Origin of the sequence: Mycoplasma collis ATCC 35278 (assembly GCF_000701825.1) — a bacterium.
Lineage (GTDB): Bacteria > Bacillota_I > Bacilli_A > Mycoplasmatales > Metamycoplasmataceae > Mesomycoplasma_A > Mesomycoplasma_A collis.
Map to the genome: position 1 here is coordinate 1 of NZ_JNJY01000007.1, position 17,912 is coordinate 17,912.

General features: G+C 21.6%; 18 protein-coding genes. 6 read left to right on the plus strand and 12 right to left on the minus strand.

The window, feature by feature from the left end:
• Window positions 1–182 precede the first annotated feature (182 nt).
• The 5 genes from T403_RS0102205 to T403_RS0102225 form a co-directional block, all read right to left on the minus strand.
• The gene (locus tag T403_RS0102205) at window positions 183–608 is read right to left on the minus strand and encodes a hypothetical protein (RefSeq protein ID WP_033161196.1); all 426 of its coding nucleotides are present in this window, start codon (window positions 606–608) and stop codon (window positions 183–185) included.
• A 251-nt stretch (window positions 609–859) separates the two neighbouring features.
• On the minus strand, window positions 860–1,066 hold the full coding sequence (locus tag T403_RS0102210; RefSeq protein WP_033161197.1) for a hypothetical protein: 207 nt from the start codon (window positions 1,064–1,066) through the stop codon (window positions 860–862).
• Complete coding sequence (locus T403_RS0102215; protein ID WP_033161198.1) at window positions 1,066–1,866, minus strand: hypothetical protein; 801 nt, start codon at window positions 1,864–1,866, stop codon at window positions 1,066–1,068. The genes T403_RS0102210 and T403_RS0102215 overlap by 1 nt, the downstream gene beginning before the upstream one ends.
• A 13-nt stretch (window positions 1,867–1,879) precedes the next feature.
• Window positions 1,880–2,998: a hypothetical protein gene (locus tag T403_RS0102220; RefSeq protein ID WP_156933544.1), complete on the minus strand. Its 1,119-nt coding sequence runs from the start codon at window positions 2,996–2,998 to the stop codon at window positions 1,880–1,882.
• A 480-nt stretch (window positions 2,999–3,478) separates the two neighbouring features.
• Window positions 3,479–4,855, minus strand: coding sequence for an FAD-dependent oxidoreductase (locus tag T403_RS0102225; RefSeq protein ID WP_033161200.1), 1,377 nt, complete (start codon window positions 4,853–4,855; stop codon window positions 3,479–3,481).
• 214 nt (window positions 4,856–5,069) lie between these two features.
• Between T403_RS0102225 and T403_RS0102230 the strand changes: the two genes are divergently transcribed.
• Both T403_RS0102230 and T403_RS0102235 read left to right on the plus strand, forming a co-directional pair.
• A complete protein-coding gene (locus T403_RS0102230; RefSeq protein WP_033161201.1) occupies window positions 5,070–5,576 on the plus strand; it encodes an NfeD family protein in 507 nt (168 codons plus the stop codon).
• A gap of 12 nt (window positions 5,577–5,588) precedes the next feature.
• The gene (locus tag T403_RS0102235) at window positions 5,589–6,485 is read left to right on the plus strand and encodes an SPFH domain-containing protein (RefSeq protein ID WP_033161202.1); all 897 of its coding nucleotides are present in this window, start codon (window positions 5,589–5,591) and stop codon (window positions 6,483–6,485) included.
• 105 nt (window positions 6,486–6,590) lie between these two features.
• Here the strand turns inward: T403_RS0102235 and T403_RS0102240 are convergent, their stop codons facing one another.
• On the minus strand, window positions 6,591–7,556 hold the full coding sequence (locus T403_RS0102240; protein ID WP_033161203.1) for a bifunctional oligoribonuclease/PAP phosphatase NrnA: 966 nt from the start codon (window positions 7,554–7,556) through the stop codon (window positions 6,591–6,593).
• The gene (locus tag T403_RS0102245) at window positions 7,543–8,520 is read right to left on the minus strand and encodes a bifunctional oligoribonuclease/PAP phosphatase NrnA (protein ID WP_033161204.1); all 978 of its coding nucleotides are present in this window, start codon (window positions 8,518–8,520) and stop codon (window positions 7,543–7,545) included. The genes T403_RS0102240 and T403_RS0102245 overlap by 14 nt, the downstream gene beginning before the upstream one ends.
• A gap of 139 nt (window positions 8,521–8,659) precedes the next feature.
• Here T403_RS0102245 and T403_RS0102250 point away from each other — a divergent pair, with 139 nt between their 5' ends.
• The 3 genes from T403_RS0102250 to T403_RS0102260 all read left to right on the plus strand — a co-directional run bounded on the left by T403_RS0102250 (window position 8,660) and on the right by T403_RS0102260 (window position 10,845).
• Window positions 8,660–8,980 carry a hypothetical protein gene (locus tag T403_RS0102250; RefSeq protein ID WP_033161205.1) on the plus strand — a complete coding sequence of 107 codons (321 nt, stop codon included), beginning with the start codon at window positions 8,660–8,662 and terminating at the stop codon, window positions 8,978–8,980.
• A 64-nt stretch (window positions 8,981–9,044) separates the two neighbouring features.
• Window positions 9,045–10,022 (plus strand): lipoate--protein ligase, encoded by a 978-nt coding sequence (locus T403_RS0102255; protein WP_033161206.1) that lies wholly within the window; start codon window positions 9,045–9,047, stop codon window positions 10,020–10,022.
• A gap of 4 nt (window positions 10,023–10,026) precedes the next feature.
• Window positions 10,027–10,845: an alpha/beta fold hydrolase gene (locus tag T403_RS0102260; protein WP_033161246.1), complete on the plus strand. Its 819-nt coding sequence runs from the start codon at window positions 10,027–10,029 to the stop codon at window positions 10,843–10,845.
• Between the two features lie 58 nt (window positions 10,846–10,903).
• Here the strand turns inward: T403_RS0102260 and leuS are convergent, their stop codons facing one another.
• Genes leuS through T403_RS0102275 form a run of 3 tightly spaced genes read right to left on the minus strand, consistent with a single transcriptional unit; the run spans window position 10,904 to window position 16,098 of the window.
• On the minus strand, window positions 10,904–13,315 hold the full coding sequence (leuS, locus tag T403_RS0102265) for a leucine--tRNA ligase (protein WP_033161207.1): 2,412 nt from the start codon (window positions 13,313–13,315) through the stop codon (window positions 10,904–10,906).
• Between the two features lie 15 nt (window positions 13,316–13,330).
• A complete protein-coding gene (gene thiI / locus T403_RS0102270) occupies window positions 13,331–14,470 on the minus strand; it encodes a tRNA uracil 4-sulfurtransferase ThiI (protein ID WP_033161208.1) in 1,140 nt (379 codons plus the stop codon).
• A complete protein-coding gene (locus T403_RS0102275; protein ID WP_033161209.1) occupies window positions 14,470–16,098 on the minus strand; it encodes a ligand-binding sensor domain-containing protein in 1,629 nt (542 codons plus the stop codon). Before T403_RS0102275 ends, thiI begins: the two co-directional genes overlap by 1 nt.
• A 232-nt stretch (window positions 16,099–16,330) precedes the next feature.
• On the opposite strand from T403_RS0102275, the gene rpsD reads away from it, so the two are divergent.
• The gene (gene rpsD / locus T403_RS0102280) at window positions 16,331–16,918 is read left to right on the plus strand and encodes a 30S ribosomal protein S4 (RefSeq protein ID WP_033161210.1); all 588 of its coding nucleotides are present in this window, start codon (window positions 16,331–16,333) and stop codon (window positions 16,916–16,918) included.
• Window positions 16,919–16,982: 64 nt separating this feature from the next.
• On the opposite strand, the gene T403_RS0102285 is transcribed toward rpsD, so the two are convergent.
• Window positions 16,983–17,321 carry a thioredoxin family protein gene (locus T403_RS0102285; RefSeq protein ID WP_033161211.1) on the minus strand — a complete coding sequence of 113 codons (339 nt, stop codon included), beginning with the start codon at window positions 17,319–17,321 and terminating at the stop codon, window positions 16,983–16,985.
• 3 nt (window positions 17,322–17,324) lie between these two features.
• Window positions 17,325–17,843, minus strand: coding sequence for a hypothetical protein (locus T403_RS04425; RefSeq protein WP_156933545.1), 519 nt, complete (start codon window positions 17,841–17,843; stop codon window positions 17,325–17,327).
• Between the last annotated feature and the right edge of the window lie 69 nt (window positions 17,844–17,912).

The window sequence follows — 17,912 nt, forward strand, 5'->3', positions numbered from 1 at the left end:
TTGAATGAATTAATTAAAAAACTTATTATTAAAAATAATTTATTTATTTAATAAAAATGTAAAAAAGTGCAAATACAAACGTATTGCACTTAAATTTTTATTTTAGCTGATATAAATTTCATAATTTAATATATATCAAAATGCTGCAAAAAAATATTATTGAAATAAATTAAAAATTAATGTTATTCTCTTTTTTTAAAAAAGACAATGTCTTTAGAAATATAAAACTTGTAAACTTCGTCTTCTAAAACGTTTAAATTTTTACTTACTCATAATAATCTTTTCAATAATCTTTTGGATATAAATTTTTTTGAAATATCCTCTAATGAAATAATACCTTTTTCTTTAATTATGTTTGAAAAATAACTAGTGTAAATAAAAAAATCGAAAAATTTTATAATTGTTACTAAGTATAAAGCAAAACAAAAAATTAAAATAGCGATATTAGCTTCATATATTGTTGATTTTATATTTTTTATAGAAAATATAAAACTTAAAGTCATTAAAATAGGAATGCTTAAAGAAAAAAAAGTTAATGTTAAAAAATAAAAAAATAGCTTTTTAATGTTTTGTTTAAATGTATTATATTTATAATTTTTTTCTTCCATAAAATCTGCATTAAATATTATATTTATTTAAGTAATTTAAAAATTTACTCAATAATTTTAATTTGTTATTGTAATAGCTATAAATTTCTTTATCTAAAATATCTATATCTTTATTTATTCTTAACAGAGAAAATAATCATAATTTTCTTATTATGTTTTTTTTTACATCATTTAAAGATATAAATCCTTTTTTTTGAATTAGATCATAATAATATTTAATGTTAAAATAATGTAAAGTAGCATAAATAAGATTAGGGGAAAAATATTATCATTGAAATAGTAAGAAAAATAATTTGTAAGATAATATATTTTGATCTAAATGCTAAAGTTGTAGCTAAAATAAAAACAAAACCAAAAAAATTCAATATTCAATAAATAAGATAAAAATTTTTTTTAGATAAGTTTAAAAAATCAATTGACTTTCTAATGTTATTTACTTCTAAATTTTCTAAATTCATTAATATCCAGAATAAGAACTAAAATATTCAATTTCTTTAGTTTCTTTTTTATTTTCTAATTCATCCAAATATTTTGTTTTTAATAAATTGTTATTATATTTATTAACATCAATAGCTATTTCTCTTAATTTATTTACATAGTATGTTTCATTTGATTTTTCATTTGTAATTAATACTTCTTGATATATATTTCTAAGCTTTGTTAAAATTTCATCATAGTAGTAGAATTTTGAGTTTGTTAAACGTTGTTCTGTTATCATTTGAAATATTGAGCCTGTCGTTATAGCCACACCTAAAAAAGGATTGACTGCAAATAATGCAAGTCCAATACCAAAAGGAAAAGAACCATATGCAACTGCATCGATATTATTATAATCTTCTCTTTTCTGTTTTATTATATCTATTCAAATCTCGATAAGTTTATGATGATCACTAGTTAATATAGCTCTTTTATTTCTACTTTTAGGTAAATCATTTATTATTTCATCATAAAATTTTTGATAAATTTTATCATTTTTAATATATAGATCTAAAAAATGTTTTTTAGAAACTTCATTATCAAAAAATTCTTTTTTTATTTTGAATAATTCTTTAAAAAGAGTATTTAAATCTTCATAGTTAAAATTTTTTAATTCATTAATTGTTTTTACATATTGAATTTTTATTTTTTTTTGTTCTTCAAAGTTAATGTTTTTCAAAAAATTTTGAATTATTTTTTCTTGGAATGAATGTGGATCAACTATGTTATTTGAAATTGTAGGAATACCTACATTGATTATAACATTTAGTAAATTTTTCATATTAACTCCTTAATTATAAATTAGTGTTTATTTTACTTTTATTGAATAAAAGTAAAGAAAATAAAATTTTAATGTAATTTTCTATTATAAAAATTTTATTTTTAAATAAAGGAAAAAGAATTTCATTATCATTTAATGTGTTATCAATTTTATAACTTATATAAGTTTTATCTAAAACGTTTTTGAAAATAAATTTTTTAGAAATAATTAAATTATTTTCATTTCAATAAGAGCTGCTTTTAAAAAGAATTTTAATTTTTTTAAAAAATAATAGATTTTCATTTTCAAAAAACTTTGTTAAAGAAAAAGTTAATGAATCTAAAATTAATTTATCATCACTTGTTTTTATAACATTTCCAAAAAATTTAAATTTTTTAAACTTTGGAAAAAATAATTTTTTTTTATTTGTTGATCATATTTGAATGTCATTTTTTAGAGTTTCATTTTCTGATAATATGTCTAGAATTCTATATTTGTTAATTAAAAAAATATTTATTATTTTTGAAAAGATATAATTCGTTTCATTATCGAATAAATTATAAAAATTCATCATGTTTTCAAAAAAATTTTTATAATTTAATTTTGAGGTAATTAATTCAATTAAATAAAAATTACCTTCGAAAAAATTACATATATTAAAATCATGTAAATAAAATCAAATATTAACATTGTTAAAAAATGCTTCTAAAATTATTTTATTAGATTTAAACTGTGATATATTTAATTTGTTTCAATTTACAAAAACTTCATTAATATCATTAATATTTTGATTTAATTTAATATAAAATTCATCTTTTGTCAAAATATTTGTTTTATAAATTTTGTAAATTTGAAATATTTTTCCTAAAAATACATATTCAGGAACAACTTCATAAATTTCATTTTTATAAATAGGTAAATAAAAATCTGAGCTTATCGTTTTAATTAATGAACATTCTAAAATAAATTTTTTATCATCAAATTGAATTTGTACTTTTTTAAAAATAGGATTATCAATTATAATTTTTAAAATGTTTAATTTAGATTTTAAATTTTCTCAATGTTTATTTAATGTATATGAATCAATTTTATTGCTAACTATAATAATATCTAAATCATTTGGTGTTCTTGATATCAAATGATTTTTTTTCAATATGTAGCTGCTATGTACTATAATTTTAAAGTTGAATTTTTCTAAATTTAAATGAGCTAAAAAATTTTGAAATGTTTTTTCCATCATGAAAATATAATTTTTTCAATTTGTGTGTGGGAAATTTAAAAAATAAACTAAATAAGCAACACAAGTTAATTATAGTACTATTTAAAAAATTAATTATTAAAGTTTTTAAAAAGAAATAAAAATAGGCTTTTTTAACTAAAATTAAAATTAAAAAAATATTTTTTTATTAATTTAATACAAAATTTTAATTTAAATATATGATACGCTGTTTTTGGATCATTATCTTAAGTAAAAAACTTGTTTTATTTATTTAATTTTATTAATTTAATGCTTTTTAATAATAAAAAAGAAGATTTAAATAATAAATATTTTTTTATTTTTTTGAGAAATAAAAAAAACAAATAAAAGCATTTTTTAAATCTTTTATTTGTTTAATTTATTGTTTTAGAAAAATTATTTTTCGTGATAATTTAATTTTAATGCGTTTAAAATTGTTTGAATTACAAAATTAAATGGTTTATTAAAGTGAGGTAAGAAGTAGAAATCCATTAATGCGATTTGTGGCAATGTTAAATTTTCTTGTATAGCTAATGAAAGAGCATACATAACTTCAGTGTGATTTGCCGCTTTTCCTTTTGAACCAATTTGCGCACCTAATAATCTTAATGTTCTTTTATCATAAGTTATTTTAAATCAAACTGGATAGTGATGTTTCATAAATTCAGGTCTATCATTATCTTCAAAATATTCCACAGCAAAATTATCTTTTATATCTTCAACTCTAGCCGCAGAAACTTCTGTTAATCCTGTTGATGAATAATTATAATCAAATACATTTATTGCATTTGTACCTGAGTATCCTGGAAATGGAATTTCTTGTCCTGATAAATGGAATGCCGCAATAATCCCTGTCTTAACAGCATTAGTAGCTAATGCTATATGTGCATATTCTTTAGTTGAATTATGGATCATTGAAGCTGAATCTCCGATAACATATACATTTTCATCATTTAATGATCTTTGGAATTTATCAACTTTAATAGCTCCATTTGGTAATTTTTCAACATTTTGAATTAACTCAGTATTTGGTCTAAATCCAATAGCTAAAATTACTAAATCAGCTTTATATGCATCTTTATCAGTTACCACACCTGAAACTTTTATTCCATCATGTGTTAAGAATTTTTCTACTTTTTCACCTAATCTAATTCTAATCCCATGACTTGCCATTGAATTTTCAACTTTTGATGTAAATTCTGGATCAAAATAATTTGGAATAATTCTATCTTGCATATCTACAAGTGTTACTCTTTTTCCATATTTATGGAAAGCTTCTACTAATTCAATTCCAATATAACCAGCTCCAATAACAACAACATCTTTGATTGTTGGATCTATAGCTTTCGCTTTAATTTCTTTTGCATGTGCAAAAATTTTGGAAATTAAAATGTTTTCTAAGTTTACATTTTCAAATGGAGGTACAATTGGTCATGTTCCACCAGCATAAACTAATTTATCATAGTAGTCTTTAAATGTTTGTTCAGTTTCTAAATTTTTAACTACAACATATTTTTCTTCTCTATTAACTTCAATAACTTCATGAGATGTTTTGATATTAATGCCTAAACTTTTTAATTCTTCAACGTTTGAATAAAAAAGTCCATCAGGATTTTCAAATTCTCCACCAACTCATAATGCAATACCACATCCTAAAAAAGAAATATCTGTATTTCTATCATAAGCAACTAATTCATGTTCAGGTGCTACTTTTTTTAATGTTCTTAAAAAAGATGTTCCAGCATGGTTTGCCCCAATGGATATAATTTTCATATTTTCTCCTTAAATTTTAATTTTTTTAATATGTATTTTATTAACAAACTATTTAATAATAGTATATTTATGTTAAATATTATATACTTTTTTACTTTTTATTTATCAAATAAAATATATTTGTGTTATTAATTGATAATAAAATATTAAAAAAATTATCTATTTTAATAATTAATTTTGTTTTTTACTTTTAAAAAAATAATATAATTAAATTATGAATTTATTTCAAAGTAATTTAATTTTAAAATATGTATTTTTAGCTATATTTATACTTATTATAATTAGTTTATTTTTAGCTGAAATTTTAAATCCTGGCTTTTGAATAGGAGTTTCAACAATTGGTTTTTTTGTTGCTTTAATTATTGTTTCAGCTACTGAAGGAGAAATTATTTATATAGTAATTTCTTGAGCAATTGCTATTTTGATTGATGCTTTATCATATTTAATTTTTTGGTTTTTTTTCAGAAAATATTTTGTATTCAAAAAGAAAAAAAATAAAGAAATTTCAAAAGACAATATAGGCTTTTTTAAAGAAACTACTTTATTAGAAGATTCTTACGAAGTAAATAATCAAGAGAATAAATATGGAAAAGTAGTGTATGATGATAAAACTTTTTTAACACTTTCTATAAAGGGTGAAGGAAAAATATCTAAAGGAGAAGTTGTTCAAATCGAATATATAGATGGAAATATTTTATTTGTTAAAAAAAGTAAAAAATAAAGGAGTTTACAAATGACAAACATTACATTAATTGTTATAATCGCCGTTTTTACATTTATTGTTATATCATTTATAATAACTATATTAATAAAAGGGATTAAGAAAATATCTCAAGCTGAATTCGCTGTGGTGGAGAGGCTAGGAAAATATAACAAAACATTAGATAAGGGTGTTAATTTTATTTTTCCTTTTATTGATAAAATTATTTTAAGAAATAATTTTAAAGAAAAAGTTTTAGATTTTTCAGAGCAAAGCGCTATTACCAAAGATAATTCAACAATTTCAGTAGATACTGTTATTTATTTACAAATTACAGATCCGCAAAAATATGCTTATGGAGCGGAAAAACCATTTTCAGCAATTGAAAATTTATGTTATACAACACTTAGAAACTTAATTGGTGAATTAGAATTAGATCAAACTTTAACATCCCGTGATACAATAAACGGAAAATTAACTATTATTCTTGACACAGCTGCTAATTCATGAGGAATAAAAATTCATAGAGTTGAATTAAAAAATATAATCCCGCCATTAGAAGTACAAAAATCAATGGAAAAACAATTAAGAGCTGAAAGAGAAAAAAGAGCAAGCGTTTTAGAGGCTGAAGGATTTAAAATTGCTTCAGTTTTAAAAGCTGAAGGTGAAAAAGAGGCAGCTATTTTAAAAGCTGAAGCTGAAAAAGAATCTAAAATATTAAAAGCTGAAGCTGAAAAAAAATCGCTTGAATTATTAAATAGCGTAAAAATTAGCGAAAGTGTTTTAACACTTAAAGCAATTGAAAAATTAACAGATTTAGCCAATGGTAAAGCGACTAAAATAATAATTCCACCAAACTTACAATCTGTAGCTTCTTTAATGGGAACAGCAAATGGAATTATTGAAAAAAATAAAAAAGAAAACGAATAAAAATAATTCTTTTTTATTAAATAACTAAAACCCTATAACCAAAATAGTTTTTAATAAAATTTGGTTATAGGGTTTTAATGTAAACTTTTTATTAATAATTTAAATTTAATTATTTTTTCAAATTTCTATTTGCTTTTGACAATCTTCTAAAATATTATCTATTTTACTAATTGAATCAATCATAGCTCCTGATGCATTTAAATGACCACCACCACCTCATTTAACAGCTATTTCTCTTACATTTGGGCCATTTGATCTTAATTCCACTCTTCAACTATTTTCTTTTTCTTGTGTAAAAGATAATCAAATATTGAATCCTTCAATATTAGCAATTAAATTTGGTCTAGTGGCTTGATTTGGTGTTTTATTAAATCTTTTTTGTTCTTCTAAATTAATAAGATAATATGAAACATTTTTATAAACTTTAAAATTCGAATGGATATACGCATTAAATTGAATATCATTTAATGATGTTTTAGTTAAATTTTGGTGTATTTTATTTACTTCCATTTTACTTTTTCATAATTTCGAAGTTAATAATAATGTTCGTCAACTTGTGTTATTAAATAAAAATCTACCTGAATCAGTGTAAATACCTAAATAAATATATTCAGCTGCTTTTGCAGAGATTTTTCACTTATTTCTAATAGCAAGATGTGCAACTTGTTCACATGCTGCTACATATGAAGAATCCACTCATAAAGCTGTTGAATTTAAATCATCATCATTTGGATGATGATCAATCCTAATAATAGCTGCAAATTTATTTTCATCCAACAAATATCTACATTCAATTCTATCTTTAAAATTAGCATCCACTATAATTGCTAAAGAATTTTTTAAAAATTCATCACTTGGTATAGTATCATGTTCTAAATTCATAAAGCTGAAAGAATTTTGAGCATCTCCAATTGCATAAACTTTTTTATTTGGAAAATTATCTTCAATTAATTTTTTAAGACCGAATTGCGCTCCCAAACAATCTCCATCTGGTCTTATATGGTGAAATATAACAATTTGGTCATATTTTAAAATTTGTTCACTAACTTGTTTAATACTACCTTTTTTCATCTGTATATTCCTCAGCTAATTGCACAGCCTTATCAACTATTTCTTCGATTAAATCAGGATTATTAATCATTGCGCCGGAAGCCTGATCATGACCACCGCCTTTATACTGTCTTCCAATAGTATTAACTTTAGGACCATTTGATCTTAATCTTACTCTAATTCAATTTTCTGGTTGATCAATAAAGAAAATTCAAATTCTAGAATTATCTAAATTAGCAAGTAAATTTACTTGAGCTGCTTCTTCGTATTTTAAATTATATTTTTCTTGAATTTCTTTAGTTACATAGTAATAATTAACTTTACCTTTATTTTTAAAATTTAATAAAACTTCTCCATTAAATTTTGCTAAATTCAATGATTTTTGTGATAAGTGAAAATGAATATTATCAATATTTAAATTATTTTTTAACAAATGCGAAACAACTAAAAAAGTTCTTGAAGATGTATTAGTATATAAAAATCTTCCAGAATCTGTATAAATACCTAAATAAATATATTCAGCTGCTTTGGTAGTTATTTTTCATTTTGCTTTCATAGCTAAATAACCAACCATTTCTGCAGCTGCTACATATGATGAATCAACTCAATTAAAATCGTATTTAATATCAGTTTTATTAGGGTGGTGGTCAATCCTTGCTAATTTTGTTATTTTTTTTGAATTAATAAGCTCAATACTTTCTAAACGATCAGAACTTGAAGCATCCACTATTATTCCTAACGAATTATTAAAATTTTTTTCATTTATTTTATTTATATCATCATGCTTAAAATCTAAAAAATTTAAAATGTTTTTTGAATCTCCGACTAAAAAAACGTTTTTTTCAGGGAAATTTTCTTTTATTAAATTTCCTAATCCAAATTGAGAACCTAAACAATCACCATCTGGTCTTATGTGATGAAAAATAAAAATATTATCAAATTGTTTTATTGCGTCAGTTATTTTTTTTCAACTTCCTGTTTTCATTATTCCTCCTTATTATTTATCTTAAAATTTGTTCAATAAATTAATTATTTAGTAATTTATTATTATTAAAATTTTACTATATTTAAAAAGTCTTATTATTTTTTATTTCAATTATTTTTATTTCTTTATAATATTAAATATGAAAAAACAAATACAGTCTATTTCAAGCTCAAAACTAAATCTCTCATTTAATTTTGTTATTGAAAATTATTATAGCAGAACTTTAGAAATAAAAATTGATGGTTTATTGAGAGATATAAAATATAATTCAAGCTTTTTTGATTGATTAATTGAGGATTTAATTTATTTATTAGATCAAAATAAATATCAAAGAAGATGAGATTATGGAATTATATATTTAAGTGGTTTTGAAAGTTTGAATTTAAATAATGAACAATTAGAAGAATTATTTTTTCTTTGTAAAAGTGTTACAAATTTTGATTTAGTGCCTAAAAAATAAATTTCATTTATGTTTTTAAGTGAAATTTATTTTTTAATAATACATTAAATAATAAGGAGATAAGATGAAAATTTTTGTTAGTAAAAAATATTCACCATTTTATAATTTAGTAATCGAAGAATTAATTGCTAAAGACGAGGAATTGAATGAAGATATAATATATTTTTATCAACACGAAAATGCTGTTATTATTGGACAGAATCAAAATGTTCATAAAGAAGTAAAAATCGATGTTTTAAAAAATGAAAATATTGAACTTTATAGAAGGTTATCTGGTGGAGGAGCGGTTTATCATGATTTGGGGAATTTAAATTTCTCATTCATTACAGCTAAAGGCACCGGGGAATATGAAAAATTTTTAAATCCTATTTTAGAATTTTTAAAATCAATAAACTTAGATGCTAAATTTAAAGGTAGAAATGATTTAGTTGTTAATGATGCAAAATTTTCAGGTAATGCTCAGTTTTTAACAAAAAATAAAATAGTTCACCACGGAACTATTTTATTCAATGCTGATTTAACTAAATTATCAAAAGTTTTAAACCCTAGTAAATTAAAAATGCAATCAAAAGGAATAGAAAGCGCGAGACAAAGAGTTACAAATCTTTTAAATGAAATGGAAGATAAAATAACTTTTGAACATTTTTTTGATAAATTATTAACTTTTTTTAAAAATAAATATAATGCAACTGTTAGTGATATTCCACAAAAATATTTAGAAAAAATTTTAGAAACTCAAAAATTAAGATCATCAGATGAATGAGTTTATGGGAAAAATCCTGAGTTTAGTTTTTTTAATGAGGCTAAAACAAATGGCGGAATATTACAAATAAACGCTAATGTAGTTAAAAACAAAATTACTGCTTTAACATTTGAAGGCGATTTTTTAAGTAAAACATCTTTAGATGAAATAACTAGTAAATTTATTGGTTTAGATTATGAAAAAGATAAAATAAAAGAAATTTTAAATAAAATTAAAAATTTAGATGACTATTTTGGAAATATTACTATTGATGAAATAATCAATGTTTTTTTTGGATAAAAATATGAAAAAAGACTTTATTGAAATTTTAAATGAAAACATTTATTATATTTTAGAAGACACAGGAAAAGATAAAGTATTATTTTTACATGGCTTTGGCTCATCAGTTACATTTGCTAATCAAGTTTATAGTTTAGAAAATAGAGATTATGATGTTATTGCTTTTGATTTTCCTGGTTGCGGACAAAGTAGCGAAAATCAAGAAATTACTATCGAAAGATATCAAGAAATTGCTTTAGAATTTGTTAAAAAAATTAATTTTAAAATAAAATTAGTAGTAGGTCATTCTTTAGGTGGTGCTAGCGCTTTATATTTACTAAACCATAATGTAGTAGATTATGCTCTTTTAGCTGCGCCTATAAATTATAATTTATTAACTTTATCTCATTTAAAAGAAGGTATTTTAAATATATCTAATAGAATAAAAAGATGACTTTTACCGAATAATATCGATGATGCATATGAAAGTCAAGATAATTTGGTTTATACTAATGTGAATAAATATAAAGATAATTTAAAAAGAATTTCTACAATATTTTTAAATTTTATGACAAATAAAAAAAATATTTATTCAAAAATGGTTAAAGAACAAATTACTAATAATAAATATTTAAAGAAAGAAATATTTGATCTATATGATCAAAACCAAAATTATGAATTTATAATTGGTATGAATGATATGTTCGTTCCAAACTTAACCGTTTATGAAATAGCTGATAAAAGAAATAAAAATTTAACAATTTTAGAAAATTGTGGGCATGCACTATTTTTTGAAAAACCAAAAGAAGTGAACAATAAAATTAATTTTTTAATTTCAAAATAAAAAACAAAACCTTAACGAACAAAGTTTCAAAAAGGTTTTGTTTTTTAAATCTTTTTTATTATGTATTAATTATAATAATTTTATCTTTTATATATTGCTTTCTTTTTATTTTTTGAGCGCTTATATGTTTTACAATATTAGGTAAATTTATCGCTTTTTCTAGCAAACTATTTTCATTATCATTTTCTTCTTTTTCAAGAAATGCCCTTACTTTTCCATTTATTTGTACAGGAACTATTATTTTTTTTAAAATAATTAATTTTTCATTAAATATAGGTCATTTTTGTTCTCTTATTTGCACAAATTTAAATTTTTCTAATAGCTCTTCTGCAATATGCGGAGCAAAAGTTGATAACATAATTAAAAAATCTTTTAAAGGTTCTAATGATTGTAATTTTTCTACTTTATATAAATGGTTGATAAAGACCATAAATTTACTAATAACTATATTAAATTTTAATGTTTCAATAGATGTTGTTACTTCTTTTATTGTTTCATGTCATATTGAAATGAATTCATCATTTTTATAATTTGGATCAATTAAATTTGGATTATCGGCAAATTTATTAATAATCACTCAAACTCTATCTAATCATTTTCTAATACTTTGAATAGTGCTAACGCTTCATTCTTTTGTATCTACTAAGGGACCCATAAACATTTCATAAATTCTTAAAGTATCAGCACCTAATTCATTCACTATGTCATCAGGGTTTATAACATTTCCTTTACTTTTAGACATTTTTTGACCATCTGTACCTAAAATCATTCCTTGATTAACAATCTTAATAAAAGGTTCTTTATGAGGCACTATTTTTAAATCATATAAAAATTTTTGTCAAAATCTTGAATAAAGTAAATGACCAACAGCGTGTTCTTGACCTCCGATATATAAATCAACGGGCATTCACTTTTTAAATCTTTCATATGCTTCTTTAGAATTTAGATCTAAATATGTTCCATCATCATTTTTTAATATGTAAGCTAAAAAATATCAAGAACTTCCAGCTGATTGAGGCATTGTGTTAGTTTCTCTACGATATTTTTTACCATTTTTTTCAAACACGACTCATTCTTTTAAATTAACTAGCGGGGATTCTCCTGTTTTAGAAGGTTTTATATTTTTGCTATAAGGCAATTCAACCAATTTTTCTTCTAAATATATATTATTTTTTTCGTCAAAATAAATCGGGAATGGTTCTCCTCAATATCTTTGTCTTGAAAAAATTCAATCTCTTAGTTTAAATGATGTACTTTTTTTAGCTAATTTATTTTTAGCTAAAAATTCATAAACTTTTTCTGTTGCTTGTTTAAGTTCTAACCCATCCATCACATTAGTATTGAAAAGAATTTTTTTGTTATCAACTTCTTTATAAATTTCTAATATTTCTAAATTTAATGAAAGTGCAAATTCTTTATCTCTTTCATCTTCTGATGGAACCCCCATTATAGCACCTGCACCATAAGAGGATAAAACATAATCGCTAATATAAATTGGTATGAGGTTTTTATTTATTGGATTTATAACATATTTATTGGTAAAAAAGCCTTTTTTGGTTTTTTTAGTTATATTATATGGGTTATCCAGAACACTATTTTTTATATCTTCAACTGCATTTTGTATTTCTAAATTATTTTTTTTAAGTTCATTAATAAAAGGATGATCATAAGCTAAAGCTAAAAAAGTTACTCCAAAAATTGTATCTAATCTAGTTGTAAATACTTCTATATTTTCATTTGAATCAGATAATTTAAATTTAACTAAATGGCCCTCTGATTTTCCAATTCATTTTTTTTGTAAATTTTTAAGCGATTCTGGATAATCCACTTCATCCAAATCATTTATTAACCTTTCTGCAAAATCTGTTATTTTCAAAACTCATTGTGACATTGGTTTTTTAACAACAGAAAAATTACCTCTTTCACTTACTTTATTTCCTTTTTCATCTGTTATAACTTCTTCATTAGCTAAAACTGTTCCTAATTCTTCACATCAATTAACATCTACTTTTTTTATTTCAGCTAAATCATGTTTATATAATTCTTTAAAAATTCATTGAGTTCATTTATAAAATTTTGGATCAGTAGTATTTATTTCTTTTGATCAATCATAAGAAAATCCCAATGATTTAAGTTGTGTTTTAAAAAGTTCAATATTTTTATTAGTAAACTCTTTGGGGTGGTTCTTTGTTTTAAGAGCATATTGTTCAGCAGGAAGACCGAAAGCATCTCACCCCATTGGATGGAGAACATCAAAATTGTTTAACCTTTTATATCTAGCAATAATATCAGTAGCTGTATAACCTTCAGGGTGTCCTACATGAAGTCCTGAAGCTGATGGATAAGGAAACATATCTAAAACATAATATTTTTTTGTTTTATTATTTGTAGTTTTAAATGCATTGGTTTTTTCTCAAATGTCTTGTCATTTTTTTTCTATCAAATTATGATTAAATTGTTTTGTATACATAGAAAATCCTTTTTATTATTTAATTTCTTTCTTTTTTAATAAATTTTCAAAAATAATTTTGTTTTCTAATTCAAAAATTTGATCTAATTCATCTTCTAGTTTTTGAGCTTTTTCAATAGTGGGTTTGATAACTGGATTTTTAGGAGCGAATAATTCACAAGTTTCATTTGCTTTTTCAATTGAAATGTTGTACGTATTAATTTTTCTTGCTATTTCAATAATTTCATTTTTATCATAAGTTAATAAAGGTCTAAAAATAGGTATATCTACAACGGAAGAAATTACATTAATCGATTCTATAGTTTGTGAAGCCACTTGAGCTAAATTTTCTCCATTTGATAAACAATTATATTTAAATTTTTTAGCCAAAATATTAGCTATACGATAAAAACTTCTTCTCATAAGCGTTATTTTATACGATTGATCAGAAATTAAAGAAATATAGTTCATAACATCAGTAAAATTAATTTGATATAGTTTGGTTGAAAACTGATAATTATCTAAAATTTTTTGAATTTTTTGAATTTTTAAAACTGTTTTTTCATCTGTTGTAGGAGGGGTTATAAATGATAATAAATCAACTTTTACACCCCTTTTCATTAATTGAAATGCTGCAACCGGTGAATCTATCCCGCCTGAAATTAGATGTAATGTTTTTCCTGAAATTCCAACAGGTAAACCACCTAAACCTGGAATAGATTTAGTAAAAATATAACTATTTTTTTCTCTTATTTCTACATTTATATTTAAATCATATTTTTTTAATGAAACTTTTAAATGTGGGAATTTTTTAAAAATATTTTGAGCTAAAATATTTGTTATTTGTTCAGAATTGTATTCAAATTTTTTTCAGTTTCTTTTTACTGACAATCTAAATGTTTTAACATCGCTACCTATTTGAGTTAAAACTTTTTCTAAAATATCATCAATATTTGTATTTGCTACTAGCACTGGGGAATAAGAACTAATCCCAAAAATATAATTTAATTTTTCTATGTTTTCATTTGTATATGATAAAAACATTCTATCAAACTTAACATTTGGTTTTTCATTAGTAATTCTTAAAACATTTTGTTTTAAAGAATTAATGAATAATTTACGGTTATTTTTTTTTAAAACTAATTCACCATATCTTATAAGTATTTGTTCATACATTATTTAACTCCGTTTTTAAAATGCTTATTTTTATTTAAATTAGAAAAAATATTGTTTAAAGCTTTTGAATAATTACCAGAATTAGAGTAATTTTCAGCTAAATTCATTGTAGAATTTAATTTATTTTGATTATTTCTAAAATTATTCAATTTATGAAATAATTTTTCTAAAATTATTTTATCTAAATATTTATTAAATATATTTGAATAATTGGAAATATCATTAATTAATTTTTCTATTTTTATATTTTTTTCATTTTCATTAGCAGAGTTGAAAATTTTAATTATTTTTGATTTTAATTCATTAATTTGTTTTTTTTCTTCTTGAGTCAATACAACTTGTTTTTCATTTAATTTAAAAATAAAATTGTTAATTATTTCTTTTAAATATGAAAAAAGTTGTAAATTAATTTTTTTAATATTTAAATCGGTATAAATATTTTCCTGTTTTTCCAACTCTTCTATTTTTTGTTTACTTTTTTCAAAACGAACAATGTTTTTCTTGAAATAAATTAATTTCTTAGAATAAGCAATATCGTTATCTGTTTCATAATATAAAATTAATTTTTCAAAATATTCAATCATTTCTTCAAAAAGATTTCTATATTCTTTTTTAGCCAAAACTCTTTTTTGTTTTAGATTATCAATAAATTTCTTTATAGAATCTTTAAATTCTAAAATAGCTAAGCTTAAAAAATCTCTAATTTTTTCTTGTTTTAATATATTTTGTTTAGTATCTTCTAAAGTTGATAGAGTTAATATAACTTCTTCATGAACTAGTTCAAAATTAAATTTATTATATGATGCTAAAATTTCTTTTTCTTTGTTTTTATATCAATTTTCGATTTTCGCAAAATCAAAAAGAGTATTTAATTTCAATTCTTTTTCTTTTTCAAAATAAATATTTTTTAAATTCTTTATACAAAGAGGTAATGTTTTTTTTATATATGTTCAAAAAATTGGTGAATAATTTAAAATAGAAATTGTTTTCAATATCATTTCTTTATGTTTATTTAAAAGTATTAATATTTCATTTTGTTTATCTAAATTTGGCAATAAAACTCTTATTTTTCTAATATTTATATTAATTTTATTAAATAAATCATTTATTTTTTCTTTATCTTCAGAATATAGACTTATATTTTGTTCAAAACGATTTTTTAATAAAGCTAAATTTTTATTTAATGAATATAAGTTATCTAAAAATTCATTATTAGCTAATATTGCAGAATAATCTTTTTTTATACTTTCAATAAATTCATTTGATTGTTTTTCAGAATTAATTAACTTTTCTTGTAAATTTTTTATTAATGTTTTTTTAAGCGGTACTTTTTCAATTTCTTTAAACAAAGTTTCTTCTTTTCTTTGAATTATTCTTAATTTGTTTTCAATTTTAAAAACCATTTCATTTTTAGTGTTGTTTATTTTGTTGTAATGCTCTTTAATTTTTTGAATTAATTCTATTAATTTTTGATTTGTAGATAATAAAGAATGATTTTTTAAATTTTGCTTGCTTTTAATTAAATTGTTTTTCATTTGTAGTTTTAATGTTTTATAAATCAAAAATATTAAAATAATTAAAACTAAAAAACAAATAAATAATAAGATACCTAAAATTATTTTAAACATATTACCACCTTTTTTATAAATAATTTTAACACTTAATTATGAAAAAAACTTTATATATTTAAAAAATATTGTAAAATTTAAAAGCATTTAAACAGCAAAATAATATGTTTTAAAAAAAATTAAATTTGTTTAGATTTGAAAGTAAACTTGCTGGATGTTGAAATCATTAAATTTAATTTTTTTATTACAGGATTATTTCTCATTTTTGTTTAATGCAGAAAAGAGGTAAAAAATGGCAAGATATACTGGTCCTATTTTTAAAAAATCTAAAAAATTAAATTTTTCACTTTTAGAAAATGGGAAAGAATTTGCAAAAAATAATAAATCTTCTGATAATAATAAAAGAAGACCAAAAATTTCAGATTATGGACAACATTTGCAAGAAAAACAAAAAGTTCGTTTCATGTATGGTATTAATGAAAGACAATTTAAAAATACATTTTTTAAAGCTTCTAAGAAGAAAGGTGTTGTTGGTACAAACTTTTTACAAATGTTAGAAACTAGATTAGATAATTTAGTTTATAGAGCTGGTTTTGCTTTAACAAGAAGACAAGCAAGACAATTAGTTAACCACAATCATTTCTTAGTAAATGGCAAAAAAGCTAATATACCATCTATGCAAATAAAAGTTGGAAGTGTTATTGAATTAAAAGAAAAATCTAGAAAAAATGTTCAAATAGTTGATGCTTTAGAAAAAAGAGTTAAAGCTGAATGAATGGAAACTAATGGTTTTTCATCAACTTTAAAAAGATTACCAGAAAGATCTGAATTAAATCAAGAGATAAATGAAACATTTATAGTTGAGTATTACAACAAATAATTTATTTCTTTATTTAAAAAACCCTAAATATTCTTTAAAAAGTTTATTTAGGGTTTTTATTTATTTAATTTTTTAAAGCTTTATTGATTTCATTAATCAATATGCTGTCATGTATATATTCAAAATGTTTAAAAACAATTTCGCCATTTTTTAAAATTATGTGTGTCGGAACTTTTAAAACTTCAAATTTTGTATTTGGTTTTCTAAATAATCCAGATTCCTCCGCATTTACCTTAATCATTTTAAGTTCATTATTATCTTTAAAATGATCAGCTACTTTCTCAACTATTGGCTTCATCATAATACAATCACCACATCAATCTACAGCAAATTCTAAATATACAACACCATTATCAATTATTTTTTGAGCATCAGCTCATTTCATTTCTACTAATTTTGACATTTTTTAAAACGGATCATCAAAAGGTTGGGTTCAACTTGTTGTTTCATTAGATAAGTTAATTTTTTCATCTATTTCAAAATCATTTGTTGAATGATTTTCCACTGTTTCTGTGTTAAATATGACATCACTCTCTAACGTGTTATTTAAGATTGTATCATTAATTTTTGTATCAATTTCATTTACTGTTCCACCCAAGTTTTGATTATCATTTTCCTCCTTTTTATTTATTTTAAATTTTACATTTTTTTTGAATTTAATTTTACTTATTTTTTTTGTTTTTACTAAAACAAAAAATAAAATTTGATTTTTTCATTTAGTTGTTAATAAAATTGACGATAATAAAAATATCAAAGGCAACAAAAAGATTCCTATTTGACTAAAACATGATGCAATTAATGAATATATTAATTGATTGATAAAACCGAAATGTTCATTCCCTGGAAAAAGAATTGATTTATTTACTGCATATGAATTTCATCATTTTCCAAAATCATCATTTCACAAATTAAAACCTATTTTCAAAAAAGCTCAATCTTTTTGCAAAAAAAACATTGCTATTAAGACAATTAATAAATTTACAAAAAATAAATT